Here is a 13,492-nt window from a genome sequence, read left to right as displayed (position 1 = left end):
GCCGTCAGACCCCTCGCGCCGCCGCGAGCTCCCGGGCCAGCCCGGGGATCCCCCACCGCCGCTCCTGCGCCGCGGTCGCCCCGTGCAGCAGGTTGGCCAGCTGGTACGGATCCGCGCGCAGGTCGTAGTACTCGCGGAAGAGGACCTCGCCGGAACCCCGCGGGCGGCCGTCGGCGTCCAGGCGGCCCCGGTGGTACTCGGTGTACTGCTCGCTCTTGCCCACCCACGAGGCCCAGCTGTGGATCGGCACCTTGTCCTGCCGGTTCCACCACCACTCGGCGAGGACGTGGTGACGGTCGTTGCGGGGGTCGAGGAGGGAGTGGCCGTCGTGCGGGGTGTCGGGGGTGACGCCGGCCGCGGCCAGGAAGGTGGGCGCGATGTCGACGTGGCAGGTGAGGCGGTCGTCCGTGCCGCCCCCGGCCAGGCCGCCGGCCGGCCACGACATCAGGAACGGCACCTCCAGGCTCGGCCGGTACGGCACCGACTTGCGCAGCCAGCCGTGGTCGCCCCAGCACAGGCCGTGGTCGCTCGTGAACAGCACCAGCGTGTTCTCCAGCTGTCCCAGCTCACGCAGCTTGTCGCGGAAGTCGCGCATCGCGTCGTCCACGGAGAGCAGGGTGCGCATCTGGCGGGCGCGCAGGGCCCTGCCCTCGTCGAAGGAGTGGTGCGCGGCGCGCAGGAACGGGGGCTTGTCGGCCTTGTCGGCCCGGGCGGTCTCGAAGACCGAGGGGCGTCCGTCCCAGGCGGGCACGCGCGTGTGGGCGTACTTCCTGTCCGGGACGTTCACCTCGTGCGCCGCGCGCGGGGCGACGTACGCGAACCAGGGGCGTTCGTCCGTACGGGACTTCTCGATGAAGGCGAGGGCGCGGTCCTTGATGACGGTGGTGTCGTACCCGGGGATGGTCCGGACGGTGCCGCCGTCGTTGTAGTGGCCGTCGGTGTAGGCGACCGGTTCCTGGAGGAGCCACTCGTCGAAGTGGGGCGGGTCGTCGGCGGGACGCCAGTAGTTGAGGTACTTGCCGAACAGACCGGTGCGGTAGCCGGCCTCCCGCAACTGACGCTGGACGGTGGTGTGCTGGTCCAGGTGGGCGGGGTGGCGGGTGTCGAGGACCCCGTGGTGGTGGGCGTACCGCCCGGACATGATCGACGCCCTGGACGGCGCGCACAGCGGGGTGTTGGCGTGCGCGCGCTCGAAGGTGACGCCGTCGCGGCCCAGCCAGTCGAGGGTCTGCCGCAGCGCCCAGTCGGTGCCCTTGGGCTGGTCGTCGGTGAGGACGAAGAGGATGTTCGGACGGCGGTCGGAACGGGCGCGCGGGCCGGCGGTGGGCGTGGGGGAGGGGGAGGGCGCCGGGGTCGCGCTTCTGCGCACGGCCGGGGCGGGGGTGGCCGCGGCCCGGGCCGACACGTCGCCGGCGGAGCGGCTCTCGCGTACATCCAGGGTGGCGGTGACCGCCGCGGCCGCGATCGCGGTGGCTCCGGCGACGAGGGTGCGGCGCCTCGGCCGGCGCGCGTCGCCCGTCTCGGAAGTGTCGTTCATGTCGTCCCCCTGGCCCCGTTGTGCCCGTGTTCCGGGTGGCTTGCTCACTGTGAACCGGCTGGCAGTGTGCGTGAGTTGCCTGTGAATTCTGTTGCGGGGATGCGGCGGAGGCCTTGCGAGGGTATGGCGGCCCGGCGGGCGGTTCAGTCTTCGTGGCGGACGGTGCCGTCCTCGCGCAGGGTCGGGTGGATCTTCGTCGGGCCGTACTCGTCGACGTCCGACGGACGGGGCGGCTCGGGGCCGTCGGGGCCCATACGGACCATGCGCTCGACGCGGCAGACCCGGAACAGCCGGTCCTCCACCCTCGCCTCGTCGGCCCGGCCGGCCGCCCGGAACTCCTCGGCGGCGCGTGCGTAACGGGCCTTCTTCCGGGCGTCGTAGCGGTACAGCATCGCCCAGACCCGGGACATCCCGTCGTAGAGCGCGCGGCGCGCGTCGTGCGGGGTCGGGTGCAGGGAACCGCACGGCGTCCAGCCGGTGTCGCCGCGCTCGGCCACCGCGAAGCCGACGGGCAGCCGCACCACGTCCGGATGCGTGGCGACCGCCCGCGCGGAGTCCGCGAGCACGTCGGCGGGGAAGCGGGTGTCCGTGTACACGAAGTCGCGCAGCCCCAGGCGCAGGGCGCCCGCCATCGGGCCCTCGTCCCGGCCGGCATCCAGGGCGAAGCCCACGTCCGGGGACGGGACGACGGCCCGCTCCTCCCACAGCCCGGACACGGGCTCCGGATCGGTGGGCCGGGGCGGCTCCAGGCCGTCGTCGCCGGTCCGGGCGAACTCGTCCCCGCGTACGACGCGGTAGCGCACCCCCAGCGCCTCCACCTCGTCGGCCGGGGCGTGCTCCAGCACCGACACCGCCGCGAGCAGCGCGCGCCGAGCGGCCGGGTCGTCGGTGCCGTCCTTCGCCGTGAACCACAGGTGCGAGTTCAGCCCGTCCCTGGCCTGCTGGGGCATGCCGTCCACCACCGGCTTCAGCACCCGCCAGCGCGGGTCGGCGCCCGCGGGGTCCCGGACGGCGACACCGAAGACGGGCCCGCGCAGGGCGATGTGCGGGTAGCGCCGGGTGGCCTCCACGGCGTCCGCCTCCATCACCCAGGCGACGGGGTCGTCCCGGAGCACCAACTCCGCGTGCAGCGCGTCGAGTCGTCGCTTCCAGTCATCGGTCATACGCGCATTGTGGTCGCGGGGCGCAACCACTTCGGCCCGAATGCCGGAACTGAAAGACCCCCAAAAGGAAAGCCAGGAGCGAAGCAGGCGCACACCGCCCCGAACCCCCTTCGAACGCGCCCCCGAGCGCCCCACCCCCGCACCCGCCTCCCGACCGGCCGCGAACACCCCCGCCCCGCGCCCCGGCCGCTCACCCCGCCCCGGGCACCCCGCCCGGCCTGCACCGGCTGTCGCTGCCCCGGGCGCTCCGCCCGGTTTCCCGGGCCACGCCGGGACCTGGAACGCCTCCGTCCCGTGCCCCGGCCGTTCATCCCGCCCCGAGTGCCCCACCCTGCCTGCTCCCGCAGTGGCCGCCCCGATTGCTTCGGGGTCGGCCTGTTCGGGAGGCTGTCGCCCCGAGTGTTCCAGCCCGTAGACATCCTCGCTCGGGAGATCAGGCTCGCGCGTCCCCACTCCTCGCCCGAGTCGTCCCAGCCGCTCGCTCGGGCCGTCCGGCCGCCCTTCAGTGCCTGGCCCCGGACACCCGACCCGCGCCCCGGCCCGGGATGGCGACCGAGTGTTCCGCCCCGGCCCGCCTCCGTCCCGCGCCGGGAGTCCGGTGCCGCTCCGCTCACCTGCCCCGGGCTGCCCGCACCTGTCTTCCCCGGCGGCTCCCCGAGCCGCGCCCGCCCCCGTTGCGCCCGCCGCCTCTCAGTCCTCCGCCCCCATGAACCGCGCGCTCGTCAGAGGGGCCTCCGCCCGCCAGCCCAGGGACTCGTACAGGGTGCGTCCCTCCGGTGTGGCGCCCAGGATGCCGGTGCGGGCGCCCTGGGCGACGGCCGCTCGGTGCAGGGTGCGCATGACGAGGGTGCCGAGGCCGCGGCGGCGGTGGGCGGGGGACGTCTCGATCTGGTCGACGACCGCCGTCGCGCCGGTCGGTGCGATCTGCCCGCGCGCGGCCAGGGAGCCGTCCGGCGCGACGATCATCGTGCGGGTCACGCCACCGATCGACCAGGTGCGCTGCCGGTGGCCGGCCGGGAGAGGGCCCGGCGGGGTGTCCGTCAGCGTGGCGGTCATCAGGTGGCCCGGCTCGGGGTCGATCCACCAGCGCGCCCCCAGCCGGCCGCCGACGACCGCGGGGTCGGCGAACACCTTCATCCAGACCCCCGCGCCGGTCACGGCCCCGGCCACCTTCCGCACGGTCGCCTCCTCGACGGCGTCGTTCGTCGCGCCGAGGACGTGCCGGGTGACGTGATGCGTTCCCGTTCCCACGTCGACGGTCCAGCCCCACGGCTCGGTCACGGGCGGCGCCGCCCCGCGCGAGACGACCCAGCCGTCCACCCAAGCCTCGACGAAACGGTTCATTTCCACCTCTTGGTAATGGATGGGATAGCATCTCGGTTATTACAGAGGACCGTAAGCGACCCCACGCTTCCCGGCCGTCGTGATCGCCCACAGCGAACGGGCGGCGGTGCGGGGAACATTCCAAGGCTCATGTGCATTGAGTCGGCAAAGCTCAACTTGACTGCCGAAGGGGAGATCATGGCATCGACGTCCGCATCGCTCACCCTGCCCGTACTGCCGCTCGACGACGAGGTCGTGCTCCCCGGCATGGTGGTTCCGCTGGACCTCAACGACACCGACGTACGCGCCGCGGTGGAGGCCGCCCAGGCCGCCGCCCGCTCGGAGCCGGGGAAGCCGAAGGTGCTCCTCGTGCCCCGCATCGACGGGGCGTACGCGGGCACGGGTGTGCTGGGCACCGTCGAGCAGGTCGGCCGGCTGGCCGACGGCGACCCGGGCGCGCTGATCCGCGGCCGCGGCCGCGTGCGGATCGGCGCCGGCACCACCGGCCCCGGCGCCGCCCTGTGGGTCGAGGCCACGACGATCGACCAGAGCGTGCCCGAGCCCCTGCCCGGTCACGTCGCCGAGCTGGTCAAGGAGTACAAGGCGCTCGCCACCGCCTGGCTGCGCAAGCGCGGCGCCTGGCAGGTCGTCGACCGCGTCCAGGCCATCGACGACGTCTCCGCGCTCGCCGACAACTCCGGCTACTCGCCGTTCCTCACCACCGAGCAGAAGGTGGAGCTCCTGGAGACCACCGACCCGGTGGCCCGCCTGAAGCTCGCCACCCAGCAACTGCGCGACCACCTCGCCGAGCAGGAGGTCGCCGAGACCATCGCCAAGGACGTCCAGGAAGGCGTCGACAAGCAGCAGCGCGAGTTCCTGTTGCGCCGCCAGCTCGAAGCCGTCCGCAAGGAACTGCGCGAGCTCAACGGCGAGCAGGAGGGCGAGGAGTCCGACGACTACCGCGCCCGCGTCGAGGCCGCCGACCTGCCCGGGAAGGTCCGCGAGGCCGCCCTCAAGGAGGTCGACAAGCTGGAGCGGTCCAGCGACCAGTCGCCCGAGGGCTCATGGATCCGCACCTGGCTGGACACCGTCCTCGAACTGCCGTGGAACGAACGGACCGAGGACCGGTACGACATCCAGGGCGCCAAGGCCGTCCTCGACGCCGAGCACGCGGGCCTGGAGGACGTGAAGGAGCGCATCACCGAGTACCTGGCCGTGCGCAAGCGCCGCAGCGAGCGTGGCCTCGGTGTCGTCGGCGGCCGGCGCGGCGGTGCCGTCCTGGCGCTCGTCGGCCCGCCCGGCGTCGGCAAGACCAGCCTCGGCGAGTCCGTCGCGCACGCCATGGGCCGCAAGTTCGTCCGCGTCGCCCTCGGCGGCGTCCGCGACGAGGCCGAGATCCGCGGTCACCGCCGTACGTACGTCGGCGCGCTGCCCGGCCGGATCGTCCGCGCCATCAAGGAGGCCGGGTCCATGAACCCGGTGGTCCTGCTGGACGAGATCGACAAGGTGGGCTCCGACTTCCGGGGCGACCCGGCGGCCGCCCTGCTGGAGGTCCTCGACCCCGCGCAGAACCACACCTTCCGGGACCACTACCTGGAGGTGGAGCTGGACCTGTCGGACGTGGTCTTCCTGGCCACCGCCAACGTCCTGGAGGCCATCCCGGAGGCCCTGCTCGACCGTATGGAGCTGGTCCGCCTCGACGGCTACACCGAGGACGAGAAGGTCGTCATCGCCCGCGACCACCTGCTCCCGCGCCAGCTGGAGCGGGCGGGCCTGGCCGAGGACGAGGTCGTCCTCGACGAGAGCGCCCTGCGCAAGCTGGCCGGCGAGTACACCCGCGAGGCGGGCGTGCGCACCCTGGAGCGGACCGTCGCCCGGCTGCTGCGCAAGGTCGCCGCCCAGCACGAACTGGGCGAACGGGAGCTGCCCTTCACCATCACGGACGCCGACCTGCGCGCGCTGATCGGCCGGCCGCACCACGTGCCCGAGTCCGCCCAGGACCCGGCCGAGCGCCGCACGGCCGTGCCCGGCGTGGCGACGGGACTCGCGGTCACCGGCGCGGGCGGTGACGTCCTCTACGTCGAGGCCTCCCTGGCCGACCCGGAGACGGGCGCGGCGGGCCTGACCCTGACCGGTCAGCTCGGGGACGTGATGAAGGAGTCGGCGCAGATCGCGCTGAGCTTCCTGCGGTCGCACGGCGCCGAGCTGGAGCTGCCCGTCGGCGACCTCAAGGACCGGGGTGTGCACATCCACTTCCCGGCGGGCGCGGTCCCCAAGGACGGCCCGAGCGCCGGCATCACGATGACGACGGCCCTCGCGTCCCTGCTCTCAGGGCGGCTGGTCCGCACGGACGTGGCGATGACCGGCGAGGTCTCCCTGACCGGACGGGTCCTGCCGATCGGCGGCGTCAAGCAGAAGCTGCTCGCCGCCCACCGCGCGGGAGTGAAGACGGTCGTCATCCCCAAGCGCAACGAACCCGACCTGGACGACGTCCCGGCGGAGGTCCTGGACAAGCTCGACGTCCACGCCGTCACCGACGTCCGCCAGGTCCTGGAACTGGCGCTCGCGCCCGCCGCGAACGGCGCGACGCCGGAGGTTCCGGTCGCGGCGTGACGGACGTGACCGGATGAAGGCGAGGCCCGGGTTCTTCGTGAGGGAGATCCGGGCCTTCGCCGTCCCCCGGACGGCCCATGGAAGGCTACGCCCGTAGACACGCAGGTGGGGGTGTTCCCGGGAACCGCCATCGGTCCGTGCCTGCGAAATACTTGAAGAGCCGCGGCCATGACGGGAACCGGCGGAAACAGGAGTGTGCTGACGTGCACGAGGAAGCGAACGGCGACGCGTCGCCGCGCGGGGTGGACCAGGACGACCGGGAGTTCCTCTCCCTGGAGCGGGAGCTCACCGTGCTGTTCCGCCGCGCCCGCGCCAACCAGGGCGAGATGGCCCGCGAAGTCCACCCCGACCTGGAGTCCGCCGCGTACGGCCTCCTCGTCCGGCTGGAGGAGTGCGGCCGCCAGCGCGCCACCGAGCTGGCCGCCTACATCGGCGTCGGCAAGGCCACCATGTCCCGCCAGCTGCGCGCCCTGGAGCAGCTCGGTCTGATCGCCCGCGAACCCGACCCGGCGGACGGCCGCGCCTGGCTGGTCGACCTCACGGAGGAGGGCCGCAGCCGGGTGAGCAGGGTCCGCGAGGCCCGCCGCGAGCGGTACGTCAGCCACTTCTCGCACTGGGACCGGCGGGAGGTCGCGGAGCTGGCCCGCCTGCTCCACCAGCTGAACCGGGGCATGGAGAAATAGCCGACGGCCTCCCCCCTGCCCTGGCCAGCGCCCCGCCGGCCGGACCGTGCGACCGGAAGCAGCGCGACGACCGGGACCGGGACGCGGGAGAGCATCCCGGCGCCCCGCGTCCGGGCCGGGAGGAGCAGCCCGACGACCGGGACGCCCGTGGACCGGCGCTTCCGTCTACCGGCGCGTGGGAGAGCATCCCGGCGCCCCGTGTCCGGGCCTGGGGGAGCAGCCCGACGGCTGGGACGCCCGTGGACCGGCGCTTCCGTCTACCGGCGCGTGGGAAGGCAGCCGGTCGGCCCGCATCCGGGTCTGGAGAAGCCGCCGGTACGACCTGAATCGGCGCGTGGAAGAGCAGGCCGACGGCCGGGACCGGCGCGTGGGGAGAGCAGCCCGGCGCCCCACATCCGGGCCGGGGGAGCGGCTCGACGCCCGGGACGCCCGCGGACCGGCACCACCTCGCACCGGGCGCGGGGGAGAGCAGCCGAGGGTCGGAAGCGGGCAGGGAGAAGGGGACCGAGGGTCGGAAGCGGGCGCGGAGAAGGGGACCGAGGGTCGGAAGCGGGCAGGGAGAAGGGGATCGAGGGCTGGAACCGGGGCGCCATGAAGCAGGCGGCGGCTTCATGGCTCCACGAGCACCACCGTCGCGTCGTCGTGCGTCTTCGCGCGCCCCAGGAACAGCCGCTCGGCGCCGTCCGCCCGCTCCAGCTCCCGTACGCGGTCCACCAGCGCCCGCGCCCCCTTCCCCCGCACGAGGGTGAACAGGTCCGCCCAGTCACCCTCGCGGAAGGTCTCCGCCCAGCGGGCCGCCCCGTCCGACAGGGCGGCCAGGGCGCCGGCCGCGGCGCGCGGCACGCTTCCGGTCACCGCCCGCCCGGCCACGGCAGGGTCCGCGGCGGCCGTGAAGAAGCCGCCCTCCCGGTTGCGCAGCGTGCCGTCGACGAACTCCGCGCTCCTGAGCAGCTCGCGCGGCAGCCGGGCCAGCCGGTCGTCGAGGACCGGGGTGACCCCGCCGTCGGGGGAGGCCAGCAACAGCGTCGCGTCGGACAGCACCAGGTACTCCACTGACTCGGGTGACCAGCGCGCGAGGGCCACCGTCGCCTGCGGGGTACGCGGGTGAGAAAGGTCACAGGTTGCCGCGTGCGCCTCGGCGGTACGCGCAATCCCGAGGGAGAGGGCCTCGGCCAGCGGAACATCCGGGAGCGAAACGGTCAGTTCGGTCAGGGCTCCACCCAGCCGTGCCGTGAACCAGGGGACCGAATGCAGACAGCCCGCGCCACCCGGCGGCGGAGTCACTCCGTCCAGGACGACGAGCGAACCGCCCTGTCCGCAGGCGGAAAGTCCGACGCTCGCGAAGTCCTCGTTGGGGCGGGCCGGATCGCCGGGCTCCGACACAAGTTCCGTACGCATTCGGCCAGTCTGCACGACCCCTTCACACCCTCCCCGAAAGGCTTGCATCGCTCCCCGAACGGGCCTGGCACCGCAGGTCAGACGCCTGTTTTGGGAGGTAATGCTGGGGTCGGGGAAGGTGTGGCGGCGAATCCTGCCAAAGCGCGCCGCCCACGTCCAACCGGCCTGCCGCGCAAGGGCACTGCACACGCCAGCGGAACTTGCCCGCCAACTCCCCTCCGATGTTCACTCCTTCGGGTGGCGGGGTCGGCGATGCACGGCCCCCGCCCACCGGCACTGGGAGGGTCGGGGACCGAACCGGACGTACGCGCCAGTTGACGGAGCGTCATATCCGGCCCATGGGTACACGAGTCAGGAATGCGAGCACCGGTGCAGAAGACGCGGCCTCGGCGCACAGGCAGGCAGACGGCCTCCGAGGGGGGCGCGGAGCGCACCCCTGTCGGCAAGGGCCGTCCCACCCACGTACGCAACCGGCTGATCGTCGCCGTGGCCGTGGTGGCCGCCGCCATCGCCGGCGCGGGCGCCCCCGCCGTCCTCACCGCCTCCGGGCAGTTGAAGGACTCCCAGGACCTGGTCACCCTGGCCGAGCAGACCCAGGACGCCCTCGTTCTCGCCCAGGCCCTCGCGGACGAGCGCGACGAGGTCACCACGTACGTCGCGGCCGGCCGCCCCAGGTCCAAGGCGCCCTCCGCCGACAGCAGCGCCCGGGTGGACCGGCAGGCGCGCGAGCTGGAGCAGACGGAGATCTCCGCCTCGCTGCGCGCGGCCCTCGACTCCCTGGTGTCCGTGCGCCAGTCGGCGCTCACCGGCAAGAGCACGGCCCTGGCGGCGCACGAGGCGTACTCCGAGGTGATCACCGCGCTGCACGGCCTCGCCGACCGGCTCGCGGAGGACATGCCGCCCCGCGCGGGCTCCGGCGCCTACGCCCTCGCCGAACTCGACACCGCCGTACAGCAGGCCTCCGCCGCTCGCGGACTGCTGCTCGCCGCGCTGAACGTGCCGACGACGAGCCAGTCCGTCATCGACCCCACCACCGGCATCGCGACGACCGAGAAGGTCTCCTCCGAGGCCGACAGCAAGGTGCGCGACGCGCTCACCGCCGCCGCCCAGCAGGCCCGGGTGCGCTCCGACGCCGCCCTCGCCGACTTCCGCGAGGGCGCCCCCGAGGACGCGGTGGACTCCTACGACTCCACGGTCACCGGCGGCCAGGTCGACACCGCCGAGAAGTACCTCACCGACCTCACCGACCAGCCCGCGCTGGACGACGACGAACTCGGCACCAGCACCAAGAAGCTGGACGCCGCGCTCTCCGCCCGCGTCGACCTGATGCGCGGCGTCGAGTCCTCGTTCTACGACCACCGCACCAAGGACCTCGCCCAGCTCCGCGACGACGACGTCACCGCGCTGGAGATCCGCGTCGCCCTGATCGGCGCCCTGATGCTGCTGGCGGTCGTCGTCAGCACCGGCATGGCCCGCAGCCTCACCTTCCCGCTGTCCGTGCTGCGCCGCGGCTCGGCCCGGCTCGCCGAGTCCGAGAACCCCGCCGCGGAGGAGCCGGTCGCGTTCACCGGGCGCAACGACGAGTTCGCCCAGGTCGTCCGCTCGGTCAACGCCCTGCACGGGCACGCCGTCGCCCTCCACGAGCGCGTCGCCACCCTGGAGTCCGACCGCAAGCACCTCGTCGGACAGCGCCAGAAGATGGCCGACGCCCGCGAGGAGCTGCGCGCCGAACTCGCCGACTCCGCGGCCCAGCTGGAGCGGCTGCGCGGTGCCATCGGCGGCACCTTCGTCAACCTCGCCCTGCGCACCCTCGGCCTCGTCGAACGGCAGCTCGCCGTCATCGAGAGCCTGGAGGAGCGCGAGCACGACCCCGACCGGCTGTCGACCCTCTTCAAGCTCGACCACTTCGCCACCGTCATGCGCCGCCACAGCGAGAACCTCCTCGTCCTGGCCGGCACCGAGCACGTCCAGCAGCACGCGGGCCCGATCCCGCTGGTGGACGTCGTCCGGGCGGCGGTCAGCGAGATCGAGCGCTACGAGCGGGTCCGCATCGCCGCGCTGCCCCCGCACGCGCACGTGGCGGGCTTCGCCGCCGACGACCTGAGTCACCTGCTGGCCGAACTCATGGAGAACGCCACCGCGTTCTCCCCGCCGGACCTGCCCGTGGAGATCTCCGGCTGGCTGCTGGAGAACGGCGAGGTCATGCTCTCCGTCCAGGACGAGGGCATCGGCATGGACGGGGAGCGGCTCACCCGCCTCAACTCCCGCCTCGCCGAGTTCGACCCGGAGACGCCGTACGACCAGGAGGGCGAGGACGGTCTCGGCCTCGGGCTGTACGTCGTGGCCCGGCTCGCCCACCGCCACGGGGTGCGGGTGCAGTTGCGCGAGCAGAAGCAGGGCGGGACGGCGGCCGTCGTCGTCCTGCCGACCGCGCTGCTGGCCGCCGCGCCGGCCGCCGCCGTCCCCTCGGCCGCCCCGGCGTCGTCCGCCACCCAGGTCTTCTCCCTGCCGGGCGCGGACGCGGAGGCCAACTCCAACGTGCTGCCCGGCCGTTCCCAGGGCGCCGAGGACCCGCTGGTCGCACTGGCCGAGAAGGCCGTGGACCAGGCCGAGCGCGAACCGGCGGCGGAGTCCGCGCCCGAGCCCCTGACCGGCGCCGACCCCGCAACCGCCGCTCCGGCCACCGACGTTCCCGCCACCGCCGCTCCGGCGGGCGCCGATCCCGTCACCGAGACTCCCGCCACGGCCGCTCCGGTCACCGACGGTCCCACCCCCGCCACTCCGGCCCCCGAGAGGCAGGCGCCCCGGACCCCGGCCCCCGAGACCCCGGCCGAGACGACCATGGAGCTCCTGCTGCCGATCCCGCAGGGGGAGGCGGACGGCGAGCACGACACCGCGCCCGGACCCGACGGCGCCGACGACCACGGCGCGGAACACAGCCGGGTACCGGACGCCCCGGAAGAACTCGTCGCCGACGAAGAGCTCGTCACGGACAAGGGCCTGCCCAAGCGCACCCCCAAGATCACCACACCCGCACCCGCCCCGCGCCAGCGGACGGGCTCGGTCGACGCCGAGGCCCTCCGCCGCCGCCTGGGCGGCTTCCGCCGGGGGGCGGAGGCGGGCTACCGCGAGGTGGAAGCGGAGATCGCCGAGAAGACGGGCCAGAACAAGGTCCCGTCACCTCAAGAAGCACACGCACATGCCGAAGAAGACACGGGGGGCACAGTCGAGGAGGCAAGCAGTTGACCGCGCCCAGTACCTTCGGACTGAGCAGTGAAGCCCGTAACCTGCACTGGCTGTTGACCAACCTCGTGGAGGAAGTGCCCGGGATCCAGTCCGTCGCGGTCGTCTCCTCCGACGGCCTGCTCCTGCTCTCCTCCGACCCCGGCCGCAACGACGCCGCGCGGCAGTCCAGGGGAGACAAACCCACCGGCCCGCGCGGCTCCTCCGCCGACCTCGCCACCATCGTCTCCGGCATCGGCAGCCTCACCATCGGCGCCGCCAAGCTCATGGACTCCGGCGGGGTGAAGCACACCATGATCGCCATGGAGCAGGGCAGCCTCTTCGTGATGTCGATCAGCGACGGCTCGCTGCTCGGCGTCCACGGCTCCGCCGACTGCGACATGAGCGTGGTGGCCTACCACATGGCCCTCTTCGTGGGCCGCGCCGGCCATGTCCTGACCCCCGAACTGCGCAGCGAGCTAAGGCAGTCCCTGGAGTCGGCGGGGAGCGGCCGATGAGCACCGGCCCGGGCAACAGGAAGCTCCCCGTCCGCGGCGGCGACCGCAAGCCGGCCCGCGTCCGCCCCTACTCGCTCACCGGCGGCCGGACCCGCTTCGGCCACGTCCTGCTGGTGGAGACCTTCGTGGCGGCCCTGGAGGCGCCCGAAGAGCGCAAGGAACTGACGAACGGCTCACTCAAGTCCACGGTCATGCCGGAGCTTCGGGCCATCGTCGAACTGTGCCGCCGTATGCGCACGGTGGCCGAGATCGCCGCGCTGCTGAGGATGCCGCTCGGCGTGGTCCGGGTGCTGCTCAGCGACCTCGCGGACCAGGGAAAGATCCGTGTGTACGGCACCGGTACCGCTCACGGTACGGGCCGTCCCGACCGCGCTCTGCTGGAAAGGGTGCTGAGTGGACTCCGTCGTCTCTGACGCCTCCTCCTTTGGCGTCGCCCCGCTCGTCGAACCCGACGAGACCCTGCAGCCCTGGCAGACGGACCGCACCCGTGCCCCCATCGCCACGAAGATCGTGGTGGCGGGCGGCTTCGGCGTCGGCAAGACCACCCTCGTCGGCACCGTCTCGGAGATCGAGCCCCTCCAGACCGAGGCGCTGATGACCGAGGCCAGCGCCGGCACCGACGACCTGACCGGGACGCCCGAGAAGACCACCACCACGGTGGCCATGGACTACGGCCGCATCACGCTCGACGACGACCTGGTGCTCTACCTGTTCGGCACGCCGGGCCAGCAGCGGTTCTGGTTCATGTGGGACGACCTGGTGCGCGGCGCGATCGGCGCGGTCGTCCTCGCCGACACCCGCCGTCTGAAGGACTCCTTCCCCGCGCTGGACTACTTCGAGAGCTGCGGACTGCCGTACGTCGTCGCGGTGAACCACTTCGACGGCAGCGAGCTGTTCGAACCGGAGGACGTGCGGGAGGCGCTGACGATCCCGGCGCACATACCTGTCATGATCATGGATGCGCGGCGCCGGATCTCGGTGATCGAGACCCTCCTGGCCCTGGTGGGCCACGCGCTGGACGAAACCCCCGAGTAG

General features: G+C 73.4%; 10 protein-coding genes. 6 read left to right on the top strand and 4 right to left on the bottom strand.

Annotation, left to right across the window (positions count from 1 at the left end):
* Positions 1–4: 4 nt before the first annotated feature.
* The 3 genes from ACFY2L_RS14445 to ACFY2L_RS14435 form a co-directional block, all read right to left on the bottom strand.
* Entirely contained in the window at positions 5–1,537 is a 1,533-nt protein-coding gene (locus tag ACFY2L_RS14445; protein WP_390822496.1) for a sulfatase, read from the bottom strand.
* A 143-nt stretch (positions 1,538–1,680) separates the two neighbouring features.
* Positions 1,681–2,700 carry a DUF5954 family protein gene (locus ACFY2L_RS14440; RefSeq protein ID WP_390661077.1) on the bottom strand — a complete coding sequence of 340 codons (1,020 nt, stop codon included), beginning with the start codon at positions 2,698–2,700 and terminating at the stop codon, positions 1,681–1,683.
* 690 nt (positions 2,701–3,390) lie between these two features.
* Positions 3,391–4,044 (bottom strand): GNAT family N-acetyltransferase, encoded by a 654-nt coding sequence (locus ACFY2L_RS14435; RefSeq protein ID WP_390661076.1) that lies wholly within the window; start codon positions 4,042–4,044, stop codon positions 3,391–3,393.
* Positions 4,045–4,221: 177 nt separating this feature from the next.
* Between ACFY2L_RS14435 and lon the strand changes: the two genes are divergently transcribed.
* Positions 4,222–6,636 carry an endopeptidase La gene (gene lon / locus ACFY2L_RS14430; RefSeq protein WP_390661075.1) on the top strand — a complete coding sequence of 805 codons (2,415 nt, stop codon included), beginning with the start codon at positions 4,222–4,224 and terminating at the stop codon, positions 6,634–6,636.
* Between the two features lie 203 nt (positions 6,637–6,839).
* Positions 6,840–7,319: a MarR family winged helix-turn-helix transcriptional regulator gene (locus ACFY2L_RS14425; RefSeq protein WP_390661074.1), complete on the top strand. Its 480-nt coding sequence runs from the start codon at positions 6,840–6,842 to the stop codon at positions 7,317–7,319.
* Between the two features lie 609 nt (positions 7,320–7,928).
* Here the strand turns inward: ACFY2L_RS14425 and ACFY2L_RS14420 are convergent.
* Positions 7,929–8,717, bottom strand: coding sequence for a hypothetical protein (locus ACFY2L_RS14420; RefSeq protein WP_390822495.1), 789 nt, complete (start codon positions 8,715–8,717; stop codon positions 7,929–7,931).
* 357 nt (positions 8,718–9,074) lie between these two features.
* On the opposite strand from ACFY2L_RS14420, the gene ACFY2L_RS14415 reads away from it, so the two are divergent.
* The 4 genes from ACFY2L_RS14415 to ACFY2L_RS14400 are packed head-to-tail and all read left to right on the top strand — an operon-like array spanning position 9,075 to position 13,492.
* Positions 9,075–11,963 (top strand): nitrate- and nitrite sensing domain-containing protein, encoded by a 2,889-nt coding sequence (locus ACFY2L_RS14415; protein ID WP_390822494.1) that lies wholly within the window; start codon positions 9,075–9,077, stop codon positions 11,961–11,963.
* The gene (locus ACFY2L_RS14410; RefSeq protein WP_390661071.1) at positions 11,960–12,457 is read left to right on the top strand and encodes a roadblock/LC7 domain-containing protein; all 498 of its coding nucleotides are present in this window, start codon (positions 11,960–11,962) and stop codon (positions 12,455–12,457) included. The genes ACFY2L_RS14415 and ACFY2L_RS14410 overlap by 4 nt, the downstream gene beginning before the upstream one ends.
* The gene (locus tag ACFY2L_RS14405) at positions 12,454–12,870 is read left to right on the top strand and encodes a DUF742 domain-containing protein (protein WP_390661070.1); all 417 of its coding nucleotides are present in this window, start codon (positions 12,454–12,456) and stop codon (positions 12,868–12,870) included. Before ACFY2L_RS14410 ends, ACFY2L_RS14405 begins: the two co-directional genes overlap by 4 nt.
* Positions 12,851–13,492 carry an ATP/GTP-binding protein gene (locus tag ACFY2L_RS14400; protein ID WP_390661069.1) on the top strand — a complete coding sequence of 214 codons (642 nt, stop codon included), beginning with the start codon at positions 12,851–12,853 and terminating at the stop codon, positions 13,490–13,492. The genes ACFY2L_RS14405 and ACFY2L_RS14400 overlap by 20 nt, the downstream gene beginning before the upstream one ends.

The sequence above is a fragment of the Streptomyces sp. NPDC001381 genome, from assembly GCF_042895685.1.
In the GTDB taxonomy this organism is placed as follows: Bacteria; Actinomycetota; Actinomycetes; order Streptomycetales; family Streptomycetaceae; genus Streptomyces.
This window is presented reverse-complemented; position numbering and strand designations above follow the sequence as displayed.